The organism is Pseudomonas sp. LBUM1649 (assembly GCF_059716155.1).
The window spans coordinates 5,937,417-5,955,372 of the sequence record NZ_CP166807.1 but is presented as its reverse complement, the minus strand read 5'-3'; the positions used below and the strand labels follow the sequence as shown (position 1 = coordinate 5,955,372).

Annotated in this window: 22 protein-coding genes; 13 read left to right on the top strand and 9 right to left on the bottom strand. The window is 61.6% G+C overall.

The annotated features are described in order from the left end of the window. Positions 1–127 precede the first annotated feature (127 nt). The 5 genes from ACA058_RS27615 to ACA058_RS27595 all read right to left on the bottom strand — a co-directional run bounded on the left by ACA058_RS27615 (position 128) and on the right by ACA058_RS27595 (position 4,291). Positions 128–826 (bottom strand): OmpW/AlkL family protein, encoded by a 699-nt coding sequence (locus tag ACA058_RS27615; protein WP_497636767.1) that lies wholly within the window; start codon positions 824–826, stop codon positions 128–130. Positions 827–1,069: 243 nt separating this feature from the next. Continuing rightward, positions 1,070–1,588: a DUF3299 domain-containing protein gene (locus ACA058_RS27610; protein WP_497636766.1), complete on the bottom strand. Its 519-nt coding sequence runs from the start codon at positions 1,586–1,588 to the stop codon at positions 1,070–1,072. Positions 1,589–1,599: 11 nt separating this feature from the next. Next, entirely contained in the window at positions 1,600–2,865 is a 1,266-nt protein-coding gene (locus tag ACA058_RS27605; RefSeq protein WP_497636765.1) for an ABC transporter permease, read from the bottom strand. A 1-nt stretch (position 2,866) separates the two neighbouring features. Further along, entirely contained in the window at positions 2,867–3,577 is a 711-nt protein-coding gene (locus tag ACA058_RS27600; RefSeq protein WP_497636764.1) for an ABC transporter ATP-binding protein, read from the bottom strand. 132 nt (positions 3,578–3,709) lie between these two features. After that, positions 3,710–4,291 carry a DUF2796 domain-containing protein gene (locus tag ACA058_RS27595; protein ID WP_497636763.1) on the bottom strand — a complete coding sequence of 194 codons (582 nt, stop codon included), beginning with the start codon at positions 4,289–4,291 and terminating at the stop codon, positions 3,710–3,712. A 135-nt stretch (positions 4,292–4,426) separates the two neighbouring features. Here ACA058_RS27595 and ACA058_RS27590 point away from each other — a divergent pair, with 135 nt between their 5' ends. Then, a complete protein-coding gene (locus ACA058_RS27590) occupies positions 4,427–4,774 on the top strand; it encodes a hypothetical protein (protein WP_497636762.1) in 348 nt (115 codons plus the stop codon). Between the two features lie 72 nt (positions 4,775–4,846). Here ACA058_RS27590 and trxA read toward each other — a convergent pair whose 3' ends face one another. From trxA to ACA058_RS27575, 3 genes are all read right to left on the bottom strand, one after another. Beyond that, the gene (gene trxA, locus ACA058_RS27585) at positions 4,847–5,719 is read right to left on the bottom strand and encodes a thioredoxin (protein WP_008065763.1); all 873 of its coding nucleotides are present in this window, start codon (positions 5,717–5,719) and stop codon (positions 4,847–4,849) included. 184 nt (positions 5,720–5,903) lie between these two features. Then, a complete protein-coding gene (locus ACA058_RS27580; RefSeq protein WP_497636761.1) occupies positions 5,904–6,560 on the bottom strand; it encodes a class I SAM-dependent methyltransferase in 657 nt (218 codons plus the stop codon). After that, positions 6,557–7,015: a YbaY family lipoprotein gene (locus ACA058_RS27575; protein WP_497636760.1), complete on the bottom strand. Its 459-nt coding sequence runs from the start codon at positions 7,013–7,015 to the stop codon at positions 6,557–6,559. Before ACA058_RS27575 ends, ACA058_RS27580 begins: the two co-directional genes overlap by 4 nt. A gap of 127 nt (positions 7,016–7,142) precedes the next feature. Between ACA058_RS27575 and nrdR the strand changes: the two genes are divergently transcribed. The 12 genes from nrdR to ACA058_RS27515 all read left to right on the top strand — a co-directional run bounded on the left by nrdR (position 7,143) and on the right by ACA058_RS27515 (position 15,834). Then, a complete protein-coding gene (nrdR, locus tag ACA058_RS27570; RefSeq protein ID WP_003228656.1) occupies positions 7,143–7,607 on the top strand; it encodes a transcriptional regulator NrdR in 465 nt (154 codons plus the stop codon). Then, positions 7,604–8,737, top strand: a complete 1,134-nt coding sequence (gene ribD / locus ACA058_RS27565; protein WP_497636759.1) for a bifunctional diaminohydroxyphosphoribosylaminopyrimidine deaminase/5-amino-6-(5-phosphoribosylamino)uracil reductase RibD — start codon at positions 7,604–7,606, stop codon at positions 8,735–8,737. The genes nrdR and ribD overlap by 4 nt, the downstream gene beginning before the upstream one ends. A 46-nt stretch (positions 8,738–8,783) precedes the next feature. Then, positions 8,784–9,446, top strand: coding sequence for a riboflavin synthase (locus tag ACA058_RS27560; RefSeq protein WP_008033746.1), 663 nt, complete (start codon positions 8,784–8,786; stop codon positions 9,444–9,446). A 16-nt stretch (positions 9,447–9,462) separates the two neighbouring features. Continuing rightward, complete coding sequence (gene ribBA, locus ACA058_RS27555) at positions 9,463–10,554, top strand: bifunctional 3,4-dihydroxy-2-butanone-4-phosphate synthase/GTP cyclohydrolase II (RefSeq protein WP_497636758.1); 1,092 nt, start codon at positions 9,463–9,465, stop codon at positions 10,552–10,554. Positions 10,555–10,645: 91 nt separating this feature from the next. Continuing rightward, positions 10,646–11,122 carry a 6,7-dimethyl-8-ribityllumazine synthase gene (ribH, locus tag ACA058_RS27550; RefSeq protein ID WP_003228649.1) on the top strand — a complete coding sequence of 159 codons (477 nt, stop codon included), beginning with the start codon at positions 10,646–10,648 and terminating at the stop codon, positions 11,120–11,122. Next, the gene (gene nusB, locus ACA058_RS27545) at positions 11,119–11,619 is read left to right on the top strand and encodes a transcription antitermination factor NusB (RefSeq protein WP_008053839.1); all 501 of its coding nucleotides are present in this window, start codon (positions 11,119–11,121) and stop codon (positions 11,617–11,619) included. The genes ribH and nusB overlap by 4 nt, the downstream gene beginning before the upstream one ends. Positions 11,620–11,646: 27 nt before the next feature. Then, the gene (thiL, locus tag ACA058_RS27540) at positions 11,647–12,612 is read left to right on the top strand and encodes a thiamine-phosphate kinase (RefSeq protein WP_497636757.1); all 966 of its coding nucleotides are present in this window, start codon (positions 11,647–11,649) and stop codon (positions 12,610–12,612) included. After that, positions 12,609–13,112, top strand: a complete 504-nt coding sequence (locus tag ACA058_RS27535; RefSeq protein ID WP_046815881.1) for a phosphatidylglycerophosphatase A family protein — start codon at positions 12,609–12,611, stop codon at positions 13,110–13,112. The genes thiL and ACA058_RS27535 overlap by 4 nt, the downstream gene beginning before the upstream one ends. A gap of 23 nt (positions 13,113–13,135) precedes the next feature. After that, positions 13,136–13,891 carry a substrate-binding periplasmic protein gene (locus tag ACA058_RS27530; RefSeq protein ID WP_497636756.1) on the top strand — a complete coding sequence of 252 codons (756 nt, stop codon included), beginning with the start codon at positions 13,136–13,138 and terminating at the stop codon, positions 13,889–13,891. 109 nt (positions 13,892–14,000) lie between these two features. Next, positions 14,001–14,618, top strand: coding sequence for a GTP cyclohydrolase II (gene ribA, locus ACA058_RS27525; protein WP_497636755.1), 618 nt, complete (start codon positions 14,001–14,003; stop codon positions 14,616–14,618). Continuing rightward, positions 14,615–15,034 (top strand): MFS transporter, encoded by a 420-nt coding sequence (locus tag ACA058_RS27520; RefSeq protein WP_497636754.1) that lies wholly within the window; start codon positions 14,615–14,617, stop codon positions 15,032–15,034. Before ribA ends, ACA058_RS27520 begins: the two co-directional genes overlap by 4 nt. Then, on the top strand, positions 15,034–15,834 hold the full coding sequence (locus ACA058_RS27515; RefSeq protein ID WP_497636753.1) for a cobalamin-binding protein: 801 nt from the start codon (positions 15,034–15,036) through the stop codon (positions 15,832–15,834). Before ACA058_RS27520 ends, ACA058_RS27515 begins: the two co-directional genes overlap by 1 nt. A gap of 152 nt (positions 15,835–15,986) precedes the next feature. Here ACA058_RS27515 and ACA058_RS27510 read toward each other — a convergent pair whose 3' ends face one another. Then, positions 15,987–17,870: a TonB-dependent receptor domain-containing protein gene (locus ACA058_RS27510; protein WP_497636752.1), complete on the bottom strand. Its 1,884-nt coding sequence runs from the start codon at positions 17,868–17,870 to the stop codon at positions 15,987–15,989. Between the last annotated feature and the right edge of the window lie 86 nt (positions 17,871–17,956).

The window sequence follows — 17,956 nt, the reverse complement described above, 5'->3', positions numbered from 1 at the left end:
TATCGTTCCCACGCTCTGCGGGGGGAATGCCTCAATGGACGCTCTGCGTCTGCTCTTGGAACGCGGAGCGTCCCTGGCTGCATTCCTTTGCTGCGCGTGGGAACGATCATCACCACCACGTGAATGCTTAGAACTTGTAACCCAGACCGACCATGTAGATGAACGGATCGACATCCACGTTCACCCGTGCCCGGGTGCCCGGCGCCACGGCGTCGTTTTCCACGGTGGCGCGGGTATCGATGTCGATGTAACGCACCTGGGCGTTGATCATCACGTTGTCGGTCAGCATGTAGTCGGCACCGACCTGCCAGGCCATGCCCCAGGAATTCTTCGCCTTGAAGTTGCTGAAACCGTTGGCGCTGGCTTCGCTGCCGACGTGTTCATCGTAGATCCAGGTGTAGTTGATGCCGGCGCCCACGTAGGGCTGGAACGCAGACTTCGCATCCAGCGGGTAATACACCACGCTCAGGGTCGGTGGCAGGTGTTTCAGCGATCCGAGCTTGCCGTTCGCCGCGCTCAACGCGGTGCCCTTGAGTTTCACCTCATGCTCGAACGGCGTGGCCGCGAGCAGTTCGATACCCCAGTTGTTGGTGAGCATGTAGGCGACGTTCAGGCCCAGTTGCGTGTCGCTGCTCATGGTCGCCTTGCCACCCAGGTCGGCGCCGCTCAGCGGGCCTTGATCGACCTTGACCGTGGAACTGTCGGCCTCCGGGTTGACGGTAATGGCACCGGCACGAAGGATGATGTCGCCGGCTTCGTGGGCGTGGGCGAACGGGGCTGCAAGCGCCAGCGCTACCAGCGAGGCACCGAGCAAGGACTTGTTCATGGGGGCTCCAAAGGACGTTAAAAATGTTTGATGTCCAATGGTAAGGCGGCTAACGATTCGGTCTTTTGATGCAGCTCAATGAAAGTAAGGATGGGCGGGTTTTGTTGGCGGTTTTGATGGCCCCATCGCGAGCAAGCTTTGCTCCTACAAGGAAGGTTTAACGCTGGACCTGTAGGAGCAAGCGATGCGGCGACCCGACTTGCCCGCGATGGCGTCCTAACGATCAATACATGACTACCGGATTTACTCGGGCAATTCATACAGGTAGATCTTGTCCGCCTCCATCTGATAACCGGCATCCGCCAACTCGCTGGTGGACGGCTTGACCTGCATTGCACCCTCGATCCAGTACGGCTGATACAGCTCGTCGAGCTTCACGCCGACTTCGCTTTTGACATGCACGATCTGGTTCGACGGCGGTGGCGGTACGTGGATGCAGGCGCCGAAATACGGCACCAGCAGAAAGTCCGTGGTACGCCCTTCTTCACTCACTTCCAGCGGCACGATGTAGCCCGGCAAACGAATATTCTGTCCGTCGAGGGCCTTGACCACCGGGGCGTTGGGCATGTCCTGCTTGGCTGCCGGCGCCGATTCTGCGGACAGTGCATCGCTCATCTTCGACAGGTCGTGCAGCGGCGTCATGTTCGGCACTTCCGGTGCCGCATCCGGCGGGATCATTTCCGACCAGGTCAGGTCTTTCGGCGCGGCCGCCCACAACGGCAGGGCGACCAGCATCAACAGCGCAAAGACAGCGCGGGGCATTTTCAACGTCCTCATAAACGGATCGACAGGCCATCGGCCAGGGATTGGCGATAGGCGCGCCAGGCTGGCACGCTGCCCATCAGCAACGCAGCGATCAGAATGCCACCGAGTAGCGTCCATTCATATTCACTAGGCCACGCCAGCGGCAGAAACAGGCCGTAATTGGCTTGCACGTAACCCTGGGCCGCCGCGATGCAGACATAAAGCAGCGCCACGCCGGCAACCACGCCGGTCAGCGCCAGGGCAAACGCCTCCAGCACCAGCAGTGTCGCGACATGCCACGGCCGCGCGCCCACTGAACGCAGGATCGCCATCTCCCGTCGGCGTTCGTTGAGACTGGTGAGAATCGCCGTGAGCATGCCGATCAACCCGGTCAGCACCACGAACAGCGACACCACGAACAAGGCTTTTTCCGCCGTGCTCATCAAATTCCACAACTCTTGCAGCGCAACGCCCGGCAGGATCGCCAGCATCGGTTCGCCACGGAATTCGTTGATTTCGCGCTGCAAGGCAAAGGTTGAAATCTTGCTGTTGAGACCGAGCATGAATGCGGTGATCGCCTGGGGCGTCAGGTCCATGTTGCGCGCCTGATCGGCACTGATCCGCCCGTTGCCCCGGGCCGGCACGCCGTTGTGCCAATCAATGTGAATGGCCTCCATGCCGCCGAGGCTGATATGCAGCGTGCGGTCCACCGGGGTGCCGGTACGCTTGAGAATGCCGACCACGGTGAACGGCTTGTCGTCATGCTTGACCAGGCTGATCACGGCCACGCCGTGGGCCAGCACCAGCTTGTCGCCGAGTTTGTAGTGCAGCGCATCCGCGACTTCGGCACCGAGCACCACTTCGAACGGGTCGGTGGCGAAGGCACGGCCATCGGCCAGTTCCAGGTGTTGCTGGCGGCCGTACTGGTAGTGTTCGAAGTACGTCTCGGTGGTGCCCATCACCCGATAGCCGCGATGGGAATCGCCGAGGGACATCGGAATGGCCCACTTCACTTTCGGGTTGTTGGCGAAATGTTCGAAGCTGTCCCAGCGGATGTTGTTGGTGGCGTTGCCGATGCGGAATACCGAATACAGCAGCAGGTTGACCGAGCCGGAACGCGCGCCGACGATCAGGTCGGTGCCGCTGATGGTGCTGGCGAAACTGGCCTTGGCCTCGGTGCGCACCCGTTCCACGGCCAGCAGCAGGCACACCGACAGGGCAATGGCGAGCGCGGTGAGGATCGCGGTGAAACGACGGTTAGCCAAGCTGGCCATGGCTAGACGAAACAGATACATCTCAGACCTCTGCAGACGTGGCGGCGCGATTGAGTTCGGCCAGCGACAGGTGGCGATCGAACAGCGGCGCCAGGCTCTGGTCATGGCTGACGAACAACAGGCTCGACCCGGCTTCGCGGCATTCGGCGAACAGCAGGCGAATGAAGTTCTCCCGGGCGTCGTAGTCGAGGGCCGAGGTTGGCTCATCGGCGATCACCAGTTCCGGTTGACCGATCAGCGCGCGCGCGGCGGCCACTCGTTGTTGCTGGCCAATGGACAGGGAGTCGGCGCGGCGAGCGAGGATGTTGTCATCCTTCAAACCCAGATGGGCGAGCAGGGTGGCGGCGGCCTGATCGATGCTGCCGTGGCGCTGTTTCGCCCGTTCTGCGCGCAGTTTCGAGAAGTGGCAGGGCAGTTCGACGTTCTCGCGCACTGACAGAAACGGCAGCAAGTTGAACTGCTGGAAGATGTAGCCGGTGTGATCGACGCGAAAGTGATCGCGGGCACCGGCCGAGAGTTCGGTGAGCTCCTGGCCGAGCAGGCGAATGCTGCCGCGATCGGGCTTTTGCACACCGCCGAGCAGGCCGAGCAGGGTGGTCTTGCCGCTGCCGCTGGGGCCCTTGAGGAACAGGGTTTCCCCCGGCTCCAGGCGAAACGCCGGGATATCCAGCAAAGGCGGATGACCGGGCCAGCTGAAGCCCAGGTCGGACAGTTCGATGAGTGCTTGGGTCATAGCGCCGATTTCACGAATGTTGATGACCTGTAGGAGCAAAGCTTGCTCGCGATGGACTCACCGCGGTTTAGATGAAAGACCGCGTCATCGTTCATCGCGGGCAAGCCATGCTCCTACAGGGGCGGGGTGAGTTCAGAATTTCAGGGAGGCAGCCTTCGCCGTCACTTCAACCCCTTGCTGCCCGCTCGGGCCGATCAGTTGTACCTGAATTTTTTGGGTCGCCGGGAAGCTGTTGAAAATATTCGCCAGGTCCAGGGTCTTCAGCGCACCCGGCGTGGCGCAGGTGAATTGGTAACGGGCGTGGATTTCGCTGTGGTCATGGTGGTGCTCGTGAGCGTCTTCATCGTGATCATCGTCGGCATCTGACTTGTCACCGAACAACGGGCTTTCCAGCTCCTGATTTGCCAACACGCAGCCAGCGGCTTTCGGCAGACTGAACAGCGCCAGCGGTTGCTCGAGTCGAGCTCGGGCCGCAGCGACCCTGGTTTTGTCGGCATCGGTGGTGGCGGCGTGCTCGAACCCCACAAGGTTCATCGCCGGACTATCCAGCTCCAGCTCCAGGGTCTGGCCGTCCAGCGCCGCGTTCAGGCGCCCGACGCCGTGCTCGTGGGCGCCAAGGCTGCCGTGCTCATGGTCGTGATCATGTTCGTCAGCGGCATGGGCGACAGCCAGCGGCAACAAGGCAAACGGCAGAGCGAGAAGCAGGTGACGCATGGCGAGTCTCCGAAAGACAAGATGAATAAAATGTTATGTAATCTTATAACGTTCTTCGCGGATTGTGACTGCCTGCTTGGCGTCGCACAAGCCCCATGGGAGCATGGGTATGAAGAAATGTTCGGGAGCTGACTCATGTTGCGAATTCGCGGAAGCATCGGCGACTGGCCGGTGGATTTGACGCTGGAGATGGATGACGCCGATTGGGCGCGGCTGGGTGCGCAGGTGCAGGTGGAAAAAACCGAGGTCAGTGCGCCAGCGGCGAAACCGCTGAATCAGGATGATGCGCTGTGGCAGGTTGCCAGGGATTTGCTGCGCAAGGCCGGGCAATTGAGCGGGCCGGACTTGCTCGATCAACTGGAAGGGCTGACCGGCAGTGCGGCGGCGGGCAAGCGCCTGTTGGTGCGGCTGCGCCATAGCGCAGATGTGAAAGTGGAGAGCGGTACTGATACGCCTATCTTCCATTGGATCGAAAATCCGTAGGAGCATAGCTTGCTCGCGATGGCGATCTCGAGGACGCCATCGCGAGCAAGCTTTGCTCCTACAAGGGGGGGGTTAATACAACGCGGCAAACAACTTGCGGCGGTACGTCGTCACCAGTGGATGATCATTGCCCAGCAATTCAAACACCTGCAGCAAGGTCTTGTGCGGCAAACCTTCGCTGTAGCTGCGGTTGCGGATGAACAGCTTGAGCAGTCCATCCAGCGCCGCGTCGTATTGCTGGCGGGCCAGTTGTTGAACGGCCAGTTGGTAGACCGCTTCATCGTCCTGCGGGTTTTTCGCCAGGCGCGCTTTCAGGTCGGCGGCATCCGGCAAATCCTTGGCCTGGCCGAGGAACTTGATCTGCGCCTTGGCGCCAGCCAGGGCGGCCTTGTGTTCATCACTCTTGACCGCGTCGAGCACGGCTTGCGCTTCGCCCAGCTCACCACGCTCGGTGAGGCAGCGGGCGTAAAGAATCAGCGCCTTGGCGTTGGTGTTGTCTTCGCCCAGCAGCACTTTGAGCAGGGCTTCGGCATCGGCGAAGCGGCTGTCGTCGAACAAGGCCTGGGCCTGTTCGAACGGATCGGCGGCGGCCGGTGGCGGCATTTGTACATGGGGCTCAAGCAGCGCCCGCACGGCCGACTCCGGCTGCGCTCCGGCAAAACCATCTACCGGCTGGCCATCCTTGAACAGCACCACGGTCGGCAGGCTGCGAATACCGAAGCGGGCGACGATGTCCTGTTCGAGGTCGCAGTTGACCTTGGCCAGCAGCAGCTCGCCCTGATAGCTCTCGGCAATGGTCTGCAGCATTGGCATCAGCACCTTGCAGGGCGCACACCATTCGGCCCAGAAATCCACCAGCACCGGTTTGTGGAAGGAATTCTCGATCACCGACTGGTCGAAATCGGCAGTCGTGGCGTCGAAGATGTACGGCGTTTGCTGACTCATGGGGGATCTCGTAAAAGCGTGAATGGGGCAACTATACGGCCTGGCGGGGGCGGCCGGAAGCGGGGGTGGGAGATGGCTAGGTGGTGTCTGGACAAATGTCATCGCGAGCAAGCTTTGCTCCTACAGGATTGACGGTGGCAATGGAATGTGGACCTGTAGAAGCAAGGCTTGCCCGCGATGCTTTTTAGCCGCGCCGCGCGTGGTAGAGGCTCACATGCCGAAACTCTTCCGGCTCGGCCAGGTCCGGCAGGGTCATCGCTTCGAGCATGTCGATGCGTTGATACAACGGATGACGAAAATCCCGCACCCGTGAATCCGCCACCAGAGCTTCCCGGCCACGACTGAGAAACTCATCCAGCAACGGCAGATTCGCCCGGTCGTACAGCACATCGGCCACCAGGATCAGATCAAAGCGATCGGCCTCGGCGAAAAAATCCGTCGAATAGCTGAGCTCAACCTCATTGAGTTCAGCATTCGCCCGACAGGCGGCAACCGCCAGCGGGTCAAGGTCGCAGGCCACCACTTCCAGCGCGCCGGCCTTGACCGCGGCAATCCCCGCGACCCCGGAGCCGGCACCGAAATCCAGCACCCGCTTGCCTTCGACCCAATGCGGATTTGCGGCCAGATAACGGGCCACGGCCAGCCCGCTGGCCCAGCAGAAACTCCAGTACGGCGGATCATGCAGAATGCGCCGGGTCTCTTCCGGGCTGAAGGCGCGGTCCATGTTGTCGCCATCGATCAGCCACAACTTCAGATCAGTCCCCGGCAACTCACAGGCAACCAGTCGCGCATCTCCAAGCAATTCGCCCAACGCCTGTTGCAGGTCCAGCGGCGTCTTCATGGGGCTTTAACGAATTGCAGCTGGCCCAGCGCCTGGGTGGTCGGCTGATAGATCCGCTGTGATGGCAGGTGCAGGATCAGTTGGCCCGACTGGCTGGCGCGGCCGCGCAGTTCAACACGGGCACTCGCCGGAAATGATTCTGGATTGAAGCGCAGATGAAACGGCAACACCTGATTGGTGCCGATCAGGTTGGAACTGGCGAGCAATTGTTGCGGGCGGTCCTTTTCGTCGATCACCAGCAGCGCCAGCTCGACTTCGGCGCCTTCCGGCACGCCTTGCAGGGTACCGCTCAATTCACGTTGATACGCCGGCAGCGGGCCGAGGTTGGCCGACTCCCGGGCTTTTTTCTGCGCTTGCTGCGGCGCTGGGCCTGGTGCTGGCGGCTGGGGGGCATCGCTGCTGCAAGCCACCAACAGGCTGAAAAGGCTGAGCAAGACGAGCGGTCGTAACGGCATTGGCAGCTCCGGAAGGGTGAAATCCATGGATCAAGTGATCATCCCGTCTGTATACCGCAAACCCTATGGCTTGTCTTGCCACCCGGATGCGCTACCATGGCCCTCCCTTTTTTTGTTGCCTGCCACCATGCACTGTCCCTTCTGCGGTGCCAACGACACCAAGGTCATCGACTCGCGTCTGGTCGCCGAGGGCGAACAGGTGCGCCGCCGGCGTGAATGCCTGGCCTGCGGCGAACGTTTCACGACGTTCGAAACCGCTGAACTGGTGTTGCCGCGCCTGATCAAAACCGACGGCAGTCGCCAGCCGTTCGACGAAGAAAAACTCCGCGCCGGGATGCAGCGTGCGCTGGAAAAGCGCCCGGTGAGTGTCGAGCGCCTCGAATCGTCACTGGTGCACATTAAACACAAACTGCGCGCCACCGGCGAACGCGAGGTCAAGTCCCTCGTGGTCGGTGAGCTGGTGATGGCCGAGCTGCAAAAGCTCGACGAAGTCGCCTACATCCGCTTCGCTTCGGTGTATCGCCGCTTTCAGGACCTCAATGAGTTCCGTGAAGAGATCGATCGCCTGGCCCGGGAACCGGTGAAAGAATGACCACGTCCGCAGAACTTGCCATCCTCGACGCCCATTACATGGCCCGTGCTTTGGAACTGGCGCGCAAAGGTCATTACACGACACACCCCAACCCGCGAGTCGGCTGCGTGATCGTGCGTGACGGGCAGATCGTCGGCGAAGGCTGGCACGAGCGCGCCGGTGAGCCCCACGCCGAAGTTCACGCCTTGCGCGCCGCCGGTGAGCTGGCCCGCGGCGCCACCGCTTACGTGACCCTCGAACCCTGCAGTCACCACGGTCGCACGCCACCGTGCGCCGATGCGTTGGTCAACGCCGGTGTGGCGCGGGTCGTGGCGGCGATGCAGGACCCGAACCCGGAAGTTGCCGGTCGTGGTCTGCAACGCCTGGCCCAGGCCGGCATCGCCACCGAAAGCGGAGTGCTTGAAGGTGAGGCGCGCAAGCTCAATCAAGGCTTTCTCAAGCGCATGGAACATGGCTTGCCGTTCGTGCGGGTCAAGTTGGCCATGAGCCTGGATGGTCGCACGGCGATGGAAAGCGGCGAAAGCCAGTGGATCACCGGGCCCGCGGCGCGTTCCGCGGTGCAACGCCTGCGTGCCCAGGCCAGCGTGGTGCTGACCGGTGCCGACACCGTGCTGGCGGACAACGCCCGCTTGACCGTACGTGCCGATGAGCTGGGCCTGGACGCCGGGCAAACCGCGCAGGCGATGAGCCGTCCGCCGCTGCGCGTACTGGTCGACGGGCGTCTGCGCGTACCGCTGGATGCCCCGTTCTTCAAGGCCGGCCCGGCGCTGGTCGCCACCTGCGTAGCGGTGGAAGAGCAATACGCCAATGGCCCGGAATGCTTGATCGTGCCCGGCTATGACGGTCAGGTGGATCTGCGTCAGCTGCTGGTCGAACTTGCCAGCCGTGGCGTCAACGAGGTGTTGGTCGAGGCCGGTCCACGGCTGGCCGGTGCTTTCGCCCAGCTGGGGTTGGTGGACGAGTTCCAGATCTTCATCGCCGGCAAGTTCCTCGGCTCTTGCGCACGGCCGCTGCTGGACTGGCCGCTCGCGCAAATGAAGGATGCGCCGGAGCTCAAAATTACCGAAATTCGTGCGGTTGGCGATGACTGGCGAGTCATCGCCATTCCTGTGCCAGTAGCGAGCGTATAATTCCCGGCCTGCGCCAAGCGAAGGCCCTGTTCTCGAGGAGGACTCCATGTTTACCGGCATCATCGAATCCATCGGTAGTATTCGTGCATTGACCCCTAAAGGCGGAGATGTGCGGGTCCACGTCGAAACCGGCAAGCTCGACTTGAGCGACGTCAAACTGGGCGACAGCATCGCGGTCAACGGCGTGTGCCTGACCGCCGTTGAACTGCCGGGCAACGGCTTTGCGGCTGACGTCAGCCGCGAAACACTCGACTGCACCGCCATGAATGACCTCAAAAGCGGCAGCCCGGTCAATCTGGAAAAAGCTCTGACCCCGACCACTCGCCTCGGCGGGCACCTGGTCAGTGGCCATGTCGATGGCGTGGGCGAAGTGGTTGCCCGTACCGAGAACGCGCGGGCCGTGGAATTCCGCATTCGTGCGCCGAAGGAACTGGCCAAGTACATCGCCCATAAAGGCTCGATCACCGTCGACGGCACCAGCCTGACCGTTAACGCGGTCGATGGTGCCGAGTTCCTGTTGACCATCATTCCGCACACCCTGAGCGAAACCATCATGGCGTCGTACCAGCCGGGTCGCCGGGTAAATCTTGAAGTCGATTTGCTTGCCCGTTATCTGGAGCGCCTACTGTTGGGCGACAAGGCCGCAGAGCCCACTTCCAGTAACATTACCGAAAGCTTTCTGGCCGCCAACGGCTATCTCAAATCCTGACCCAAGGGGGTGCCTTGTGGCGCTCAATAACATCGAAGAACTGGTTGAAGATATCCGCCAAGGCAAGATGGTCATCCTCATGGATGACGAAGACCGCGAGAACGAAGGTGACCTGATCATGGCCGCCGAGTGCTGCCAGCCCGAACACATCAACTTCATGGCCAAGCACGCCCGTGGCCTGATCTGCATGCCGATGAGCCGGGAGCGCTGCGAACTGCTCAAGCTGCCGCTGATGGCACCGCGCAACGGCTCCGGTTTCGGCACCAAGTTCACCGTATCGATCGAAGCGGCCACCGGCGTTACCACCGGCATCTCTGCAGCCGACCGCGCGCGCACCGTGCAAGCGGCTGCCGCCCGTGATGCCAAGGCTGAAGACATCGTCAGCCCCGGCCACATCTTCCCGCTGATGGCCCAGGCCGGCGGCACCTTGGCGCGTGCTGGCCACACCGAAGCCGCGTGCGATCTGGCGCGCATGGCCGGTTTCGAGCCGAGCGGGGTTATCTGCGAAGTGATGAACGACGACGGCACCATGTCCCGTCGCGCCGAGCTGGAAGCTTTCGCTGCCGAACACAACATCAAGATCGGCACCATTGCCGACCTGATTCACTATCGGATGATTCACGAACGTACCGTTCAGCGGATTGCCGAGCAGCCGCTGGACAGCGAATTGGGCCAATTCAACCTGGTGACCTATCGTGATTCCGTGGAAGGCGACGTGCACATGGCCCTGACCCTGGGCAATGTGTGCGCCGAAGAACCGACCTTGGTGCGCGTGCACAACATGGACCCGCTGCGCGACCTGCTGATGGTCAAGCAACCGGGCCGCTGGAGCCTGCGCGCCGCCATGTCCGCGGTTGCCGAGGCCGGCAGTGGCGTGGTGCTGTTGCTCGGACACCCGCTCGACGGTGACGTCTTGTTGGCCCACATCCGCGAAACCGCCGACCACGCGCCGGTGAAAAAACCGACCACCTACAGCACCGTGGGTGCTGGTTCGCAGATCCTGCGCGACCTCGGCGTACGCAAAATGCGCCTTATGTCGGCACCGATGAAATTTAATGCGATATCCGGTTTCGATCTGGAAGTTGTAGAATACGTGCCCTCCGAATAATCACCGGTCGTATCCGGCCCTGTATTCGCGGTTCAAATATCACTGAGGGACGCGTACGAGACGCGTCCCGGCTCTTTAAGAGATCTATCGAATGACCCTGAAGACCATCGAAGGTACCTTCATCGCCCCTAAAGGCCGCTATGCTCTGGTAGTAGGCCGTTTCAACAGTTTCGTCGTTGAAAGCCTGGTCAGCGGTGCTGTTGATGCCCTGGTTCGCCATGGCGTGAGCGAAAGCGACATCACCATCATCCGCGCCCCTGGCGCCTTCGAAATCCCGCTGGTTGCGCAGAAAGTCGCTCAGAAGGGCGAGTTCGCGGCAATCATCGCCCTGGGCGCGGTCATTCGTGGCGGCACTCCGCACTTCGAATACGTGGCTGGCGAGTGCACCAAGGGCCTGGCCCAGGTGTCCATGGAGTTCGGCGTGCCGGTCGCTTTCGGCGTCCTGACCGTTGATTCCATCGAGCAAGCCATTGAACGTTCCGGCACCAAGGCCGGGAACAAAGGTGCCGAAGCTGCCCTGTCCGCTCTGGAAATGGTCAGCCTGCTGGCGCAGTTGGAGGCCAAGTGATTAGCGACGAAAGCGATCGTTTCAACCCGCGCGATCCAAAACCTGCGGATGCTGGCAAGCCATCGAAAAGCGTCAAGCGTCGCGAAGCCCGTCAGCTCGCGACTCAGGCGCTGTACCAATGGCACATGGCCAAGCAGTCGCTGAACGAGATCGAAGCGCAGTTCCGGGTCGATAACGATTTCACCGATGTCGATGGCGCGTACTTCCGCGAAATCCTGCACGGGGTTCCGCAGTTCAAGACCGAAATCGACACCGCGCTCACGCCTTGCCTGGACTTGACCATCGAAGAGCTGGACCCGGTTGAACTGGCGGTTCTGCGCCTGTCCACCTGGGAACTGCTCAAGCGCGTCGACGTACCGTACCGCGTTGTGATCAACGAAGGGATCGAACTGGCCAAGGTCTTCGGTTCCACCGATGGCCACAAGTTCGTCAACGGCGTGCTCGACAAGCTGGCCCCGCGCCTGCGTGAAGCTGAAGTGAAGGCGTTCAAGCGCTGATTGGCGCTTGAGCACTTTGTCTCAGCCATGGGCGAGTTTGAACTGATCCGCAATTTCTTCGCCGCCGCGCCTTGTGCTCAGGGCGGCGAAGGCGTTGCCCTCGGGATCGGCGATGACTGCGCCTTGCTGGCTGTTCCCCCCGGGGAGCAGTTGGCGATTTCTACCGATACGTTGGTAGCCGGCGTGCATTTCGCCGATCCCTGCGATCCGTTTTTGCTCGGTCAGCGCTCGCTGGCCGTGGCCGTCAGCGACCTGGCCGCCATGGGCGCCACGCCCGTTGCCTTTACCCTTGCCCTGACCTTGCCGACGGTGACCACCGATTGGTTGCAGGCCTACGCCCGTGGTTTGAACCAGATGGCGCAAACCTGCGGCGTGGCGCTGGTGGGCGGCGACACCACCCGTGGGCCGCTGAGCCTGACCATGACCGTGTTCGGGCGCGTGCCGGGCGGTCTGGCGCTGACCCGCAGCGGTGCGCAACCGGGTGATCTGCTGTGTGTGGGTGGCGACCTGGGCAATGCCGCCGGTGCCTTGCCATTGGTGCTCGGCCAGCGCACGGCCGAAACGAGCGTTGCCGAACCGTTGCTGGCGCATTACTGGTCGCCACAACCGCAGCTCGGATTAGGGCAGGCGCTGCGTGGTAAAGCCACGTCGGCAATGGATATTTCCGACGGTCTACTGGCTGATTGCGGGCATATCGCGTTGGCCTCGAAGGTCGGTATCGAAGTCGAGCGGGATCGCTTGCCGCTGTCGAAAGCACTGGTTGCCTTCCTCGGACAGTCCGACGCGCAGAGCGCAGCCCTGAGTGGTGGAGACGATTACGTATTGGCCTTCACCTTACCGTCCGTCGAGTTGCCGCTGTTGCTGGCCGACGGCTGGCCGATCCATGTGATTGGGCGGGTGGTAACGGGGCAGGGCGTGACGCTGCTGGACGCCGATGGGCATGACATCACCCCGCAAGCCCGGGGCTTTCAACATTTTCGGGAGACACCGTGACAGATCACCCCAAACAGGTTCCGGCGGAGTTCGTACCGCCATCGGTCTGGCGCAATCCCTGGCATTTCCTGGCGTTTGGCTTTGGCTCGGGCACCTTGCCAAAGGCTCCGGGCACCTGGGGGTCGCTGGTTGCGCTACCCTTCATCCCGTTATGGCAGATGTTGCCCGACTGGGGTTACTGGCTGATGCTGGGCATCACCATGCTGTTCGGCTTCTGGCTGTGCGGCAAGGTGGCCGATGATTTGCGGGTACACGACCACGAAGGTATCGTCTGGGACGAGATGGTCGGCATGTGGATCACCCTGTGGCTGGTGCCCGAAGGCTGGCAGTGGTTGCTGGCGGGGTTTCTGGTGTTCCGCTTCTTCGATATCCTCAAGCCGTGGCCGATTCACTGGGTAGACCGGCATGTGCATGGGGGCGTCGGCATCATGCTCGATGATGTGTTGGCCGGGGTGTTTGCCTGGTTGGCGATGCAGGGGCTGGTATGGATTTTCGCCTGAGGGATTAATTGGGAGAACTAGGGATGGCTCGACGCTGGTTGGTAGCGATGGTGATTGCGCTGTTCGGTGCACTCGCCCAGGCGGAGGAGGCAACCACCGCGCCGTCCGTGATTCATCTGGCCAGCGAAGACTGGGAAGACTATACCGCTGCCGACGGCCACGGCCTGGGCTGGGACGTGTTGCGCAAAGTCTTCGAGCCGGCGGGGGTCAAGCTGGACATCCGAACCGAACCCTATGTGCGCTCAATGGGGCTGGCCGAGCGGGGTGAGGTCGACGCATGTGTCGGCTCCTACCATGAAGAATCCAGCGATGTGCTCTATCCGCGTTGGAGCTTCGATACCGATCATATCTATGCCCTCGGCCTGGCCAGTAGTCCGCAACCGACCCCGCAAAGCCTGGGCAATTACCGACTGGCGTGGGTGCGTGGCTACGATTTTCAGGATTATCTGCCCAATATCCGCCGCTACAACGAAGTGCTACGGCGCACCGGCATCGTTTCGATGCTGACGCAGAACCGCGCCGACTTCTACATCGATGCGCTGACCGAAGTCGATTGGGTGCTCAGCCGGGCGAAGGATCCTTCCCAGTTCCGCCGCACGCATATCGCCGAATTGCCATTGTACCTGTGCTTTGCCAAGACCCCGACGGCCCGCCGCCTGATGGAGTTGTTCGACCAGCGTATGGCGCAATTGGTGAAAAGCGGTGAGCTCAGACCGATCTTCGAGCGCTGGAAGCAACCCTATCCATTCGATGAGAATGAGCAGCTAACCGGCCAGTAATCAGACTTTTTGATAGTTATGGCCGATAATTCAGCCTAAGCGTCGGTTGGAACCTGCTGTTACAATGCCGGCCTGCGAATCTTCAGACTTTTAGATCAGGAGCACACCGGTGCCTGTCGTTTTTGTCGCCGCTTCCAAGCTGCCAACGCCTTTTGCGCAATTCATCATGCACGGCTTTCTCGATGAGGCCACCGGTCGCGAGCACGTTGTGCTGAGCCTGGGTGATATCGCCGACGGTGCCCCGGTACTCGGCCGGTTGCACTCCGAATGCCTGACCGGCGATGCCTTGTTCAGCCAGCGTTGCGACTGCGGCTCGCAACTTGAGGCCGCGCTGCAGGCCATCGCCCGTGAAGGTCGGGGCGTGTTGCTGTACTTGCGTCAGGAAGGCCGTGGCATTGGCCTGCTGAACAAGATCCGCGCCTATGAGCTGCAGGACGGCGGTGCCGACACCGTTGAAGCCAACGAGCGTCTGGGCTTTGCCGCCGACCAGCGCGATTACGCCATGTGCCTGCCGATGCTTGAGCACCTGGGGGTGAAATCCCTGCGCCTGATGACCAACAACCCGCGCAAGGTCAAAGCTTTGACCGACATGGGTATCGCGGTCGCCGAGCGCGTGCCTCTGCACACCGGCCACAATCCGCACAACAAACTCTACCTGGCGACCAAGGCCAGCAAACTCGACCACATGATGGGCAACGAACATCAGGGCGAGGTAGACCGGGCGTGACCCGCGGCCAGGTACGGCGGCGACTGTCCGTCAACTGGTGGCAATACCTGGCGTTGGCCTTGTTGCCGCTGTTCGTGATCAACGCTGTGTTCGGCCAGAGTGAAGCCATCCTGCCGGTGCTGGCGATGCCGTTGTTCATCGCCGGTGTCGCCTCGATGTTTGTCAGCCTGAAGTTCTTTGGCGGCTACAAACATGCGTTGATCGCCACCCAGAAAGCCCTCGATACCCCTGAAGAGCCTGGCGCATGGATCGATCTGGCGGCCAAGCGGCGCACGGCGTTCCTCGCGGCCGGCCTGCCGGCCTGGATCGGTGCATTGGCGGTATTCGTCGGCCTTGAAGCGGTGCCGCTGATGCTGCTGGCGCTGTCGACCGCGGTGCTGTTCTACCTCTACCGTATTCCGCGTCAGCTCGGTTGATGCGCCCTGCCTGGCTGGCGGTGTTGCTGCTGGCCATCAGCGGTTCGGCCGTGGCGGTGGAACGGGTTGTCAGCCTTGCCCCGTCTCTCTCTGAAATGGTCGTCGAACTGGGTTCGGCCGACTTGCTGGTCGGCGTGCTGGACGCCGGTGAGCGTCCCGCCGAACTCAAGGACTTGCCCTCCGTGGGCCGCTACGGTCAGTTGGACATGGAGCGCTTGCTCAGCCTCAAGCCTGATTTGCTGCTGCTCTGGCCCGGCAGTGTCGGCCCGGCCGAGCGTGAGCAACTCAAGCGCTTGAACATCCCGACCTACGTCGCCGAACCGCATGATTTCGAACAACTCACTGGGCAGATCGAGGCGATTGCCTTACAGCTTGGTCGGTCTGAGCGTGGGACGTCTCTGGCCAACGAATTGCGCCAGCGGCTGGATGAACTGCGTCAGCGTTATCGACGGGATCAGCCGTTGCGGGTGTTCTATCAGGTCTGGGACCGGCCGCTGTACACCGTTGGCGGTGGGCAGATCATCAGCGCTGCGCTTGAAGTCTGTGGGGCGCAAAACGTGTTTGCCGATTTGACGTTGCCGGCACCGCAAGTCAGTGTGGAGGCGGTGTTGCAGCGCAATCCCGAGGTTATTCTGGCGGGCGATCAGGTGCAGCTTGATGCGTGGAAGTTGTGGCCGCAGGTGACGGCGGTAGCGACCGGGCAGTTGCTACTGATCACCGACAAAGGCCTGGAGCGGCCGAGCGGGCAGATGATTGAAGCGACGGCCAAGCTTTGTCATTTGATTGCGCCCGACCGCTGACCTGTGGCGAGGGGATTTATCCCCGTTCGGCTGCGAAGCAGTCGTAAAACAATGATTACGGTGTATCTGACACTCCCGTGCTTGCAGGCTTTGGGGCCGCTTCGCAGCCCAACGGGGATAAATCCCCTCACCACAGGGTGACCGAATCGCTTTTAGATCTCCGGGGTCCAGGTCACCCCAAACATCCACCCCCGACCTTCCTCGCGATACCCATACTGGCTGCCTTCATGGCTGTACAGCGCCCGGCTGTATCCCTTGTCCAGCAGGTTATCGACCTTCAGCTCCAGGCTGACCTCAGGGTTGAGTGCCCAACTGCTGCGCAATCCCAGTAACCCATAACCAGCCAATGGCTGTTGGTTGTTCAAATCGTCATAGCTGCTGCTCACTGCTTGCCAGCTGGCGCCCAGGCCCAAGCGGTCGAACTGTCGATCCAGATCCCAGCTCAAGGTACGCCGTGCACGACGGGCCAGGGTATGCCCCGTGTCGCGGTCCCGCGGGTCGATAATTGCCACGCCGAGGTTGCTCTGCCAGCCGAACAGTTCCTGTTTCAACGCCGCTTCAAAGCCGTTGATGCGTGCCGAGGCCACGTTCTCTGGCCGTGAGTTACTGCCGAAGATGATCGCGTCTTCGAGGTCCGTGCGGTACAGCGAGGCCTCCAGGCGACTGCTCTCGGTCAATTGGCTGCGCCATTGCAGTTCATAGCTTTTCGAGGTCTCGGGTTTCAGGTCCGGGTTGCTGAAGTCCGGGTAGTACAGGTCGTTGAAGGTCGGTGCACGGAAACCTTCGCTGTAGGTCAGCAGCACATCGTTGTCCGGGTTCAGCGGCAGGGTGAAGGTGCCGCTCCAGCTGTTCTGGCCGCCGAACTGCTGGTTCTGGTCGCGACGCAGGCCCAGTTCGGTGGAGAAGCTGTCGGCCTGATAGCGATGCTGGATAAATGCCGCGCGGTTCCAGCGACTGTCCTCGTCGAACGGCGTGCTGCTGTTGACCCGGTCTTCGTACCAGTCGCCGCCGAGGATCAGGCTGTTGCGCTCGTTGAGCGTCAGGTCGTTCTGCCAGTTCACAGAGTCGCGGTAGGTGTTGAACACGCTGCGCTCATCGCTGAGCTTGTCGAACGTCTTCTCGCGGTTTTCGCTGTGGCCGAATTCGACGCGGGTTTTCCACAGGTCGTTGACCCGTGCGTCGACGTAGCTACTGACACTGCTCACATCGAATTCGTTGTAGGGCTGCTGCTGGACTGACTCGAACGTGTTCAGGTCGAAGCGGCCGAACGGATTGTCGAATTCGCTTTTGCCACGATTATCCAGCAGATTGGCGCCGATCTCGACGTCGTCGCTTAGGGCGTGACTCAGGCTCAGGCTCAGGGATTTGTTGCGGTACGCGTCGTGATCACCGTCGCTGGGATACGACTCATGGGTGCGATCGATTCCGGCGGATTCGTCCAGGCTGGCGCCGAGGTTGAAGCGGGTTTGCTCATCGCCGCCGGACAAGCCGAGGCTGCGCTCCCAGGTCTGATTGCTGCCAAAACCCATATGCAGCCTGGGTTGCAGGCCGGGTTCGCTGCCGCGCCGGGTGAAGATCTGGATCACCCCGCCAATCGCATCGCTGCCGTAGATCACCGAACGGGAGCCGCGCAGCACTTCCACGCGCTCGACCTGGTCGATGTTGATGTGTTGCAGGTTGCTGTCACCGGAGGATGAGTTGCCGATCCGTTGGCCGTCCACCAGCACCAGGCTCTGGGCCGACTGCGTGCCGCGAATGTAAACCCCCGGCAGGCTGCCGCGCCCGCCGGTTTGTGCCACTTGCACCCCCGGTACACGGCGCAGCAGATCAGTGACGCTGTTCGATTGCAGACGGTCGATGTCTTCACGGGTGAATACCGTGTTGGCAGCGCTGCTGTCGTTGCGCGCCTCGACCTGGCGGTTGGCGCTGATCAGCACGTCCGGCAGCTTCAGGGCCTGGTCGCGTTCGAAGGTGTCGGCCAGCAGTGGGCCGGCTGGCAGGAGGGTCAGCGTCAGGGCGAGGGGGGAGAGTTTCATCGGCAGTCCGTTGGTGCGTTGGAGCGAACAAAATTTGAAGATCACAAAAAACCAATGTGGGAGCGAGCCTTTGTGGTGAGGGGATT

What these genes read in the sequence shown, in the direction of transcription:
- ribD (WP_497636759.1), top strand. Translation starts at nt 7,604, where the DNA reads ATGACCACGTCCGCAGAACTTGCCATCCTCGACGCCCATTACATGGCC.
- ACA058_RS27510 (WP_497636752.1), bottom strand. Translation starts at nt 17,870, where the DNA reads ATGAAACTCTCCCCCCTCGCCCTGACGCTGACCCTCCTGCCAGCCGGC.
- ACA058_RS27580 (WP_497636761.1), bottom strand. Translation starts at nt 6,560, where the DNA reads ATGAAGACGCCGCTGGACCTGCAACAGGCGTTGGGCGAATTGCTTGGA.
- ACA058_RS27515 (WP_497636753.1), top strand. Translation starts at nt 15,034, where the DNA reads ATGCGCCCTGCCTGGCTGGCGGTGTTGCTGCTGGCCATCAGCGGTTCG.
- ACA058_RS27610 (WP_497636766.1), bottom strand. Translation starts at nt 1,588, where the DNA reads ATGCCCCGCGCTGTCTTTGCGCTGTTGATGCTGGTCGCCCTGCCGTTG.
- ACA058_RS27530 (WP_497636756.1), top strand. Translation starts at nt 13,136, where the DNA reads ATGGCTCGACGCTGGTTGGTAGCGATGGTGATTGCGCTGTTCGGTGCA.
- ribH (WP_003228649.1), top strand. Translation starts at nt 10,646, where the DNA reads ATGACCCTGAAGACCATCGAAGGTACCTTCATCGCCCCTAAAGGCCGC.
- nrdR (WP_003228656.1), top strand. Translation starts at nt 7,143, where the DNA reads ATGCACTGTCCCTTCTGCGGTGCCAACGACACCAAGGTCATCGACTCG.
- ACA058_RS27615 (WP_497636767.1), bottom strand. Translation starts at nt 826, where the DNA reads ATGAACAAGTCCTTGCTCGGTGCCTCGCTGGTAGCGCTGGCGCTTGCA.
- ACA058_RS27600 (WP_497636764.1), bottom strand. Translation starts at nt 3,577, where the DNA reads ATGACCCAAGCACTCATCGAACTGTCCGACCTGGGCTTCAGCTGGCCC.
- ACA058_RS27590 (WP_497636762.1), top strand. Translation starts at nt 4,427, where the DNA reads ATGTTGCGAATTCGCGGAAGCATCGGCGACTGGCCGGTGGATTTGACG.
- ACA058_RS27605 (WP_497636765.1), bottom strand. Translation starts at nt 2,865, where the DNA reads ATGTATCTGTTTCGTCTAGCCATGGCCAGCTTGGCTAACCGTCGTTTC.
- ACA058_RS27560 (WP_008033746.1), top strand. Translation starts at nt 8,784, where the DNA reads ATGTTTACCGGCATCATCGAATCCATCGGTAGTATTCGTGCATTGACC.
- thiL (WP_497636757.1), top strand. Translation starts at nt 11,647, where the DNA reads ATGGGCGAGTTTGAACTGATCCGCAATTTCTTCGCCGCCGCGCCTTGT.
- trxA (WP_008065763.1), bottom strand. Translation starts at nt 5,719, where the DNA reads ATGAGTCAGCAAACGCCGTACATCTTCGACGCCACGACTGCCGATTTC.
- ACA058_RS27575 (WP_497636760.1), bottom strand. Translation starts at nt 7,015, where the DNA reads ATGCCGTTACGACCGCTCGTCTTGCTCAGCCTTTTCAGCCTGTTGGTG.
- ACA058_RS27595 (WP_497636763.1), bottom strand. Translation starts at nt 4,291, where the DNA reads ATGCGTCACCTGCTTCTCGCTCTGCCGTTTGCCTTGTTGCCGCTGGCT.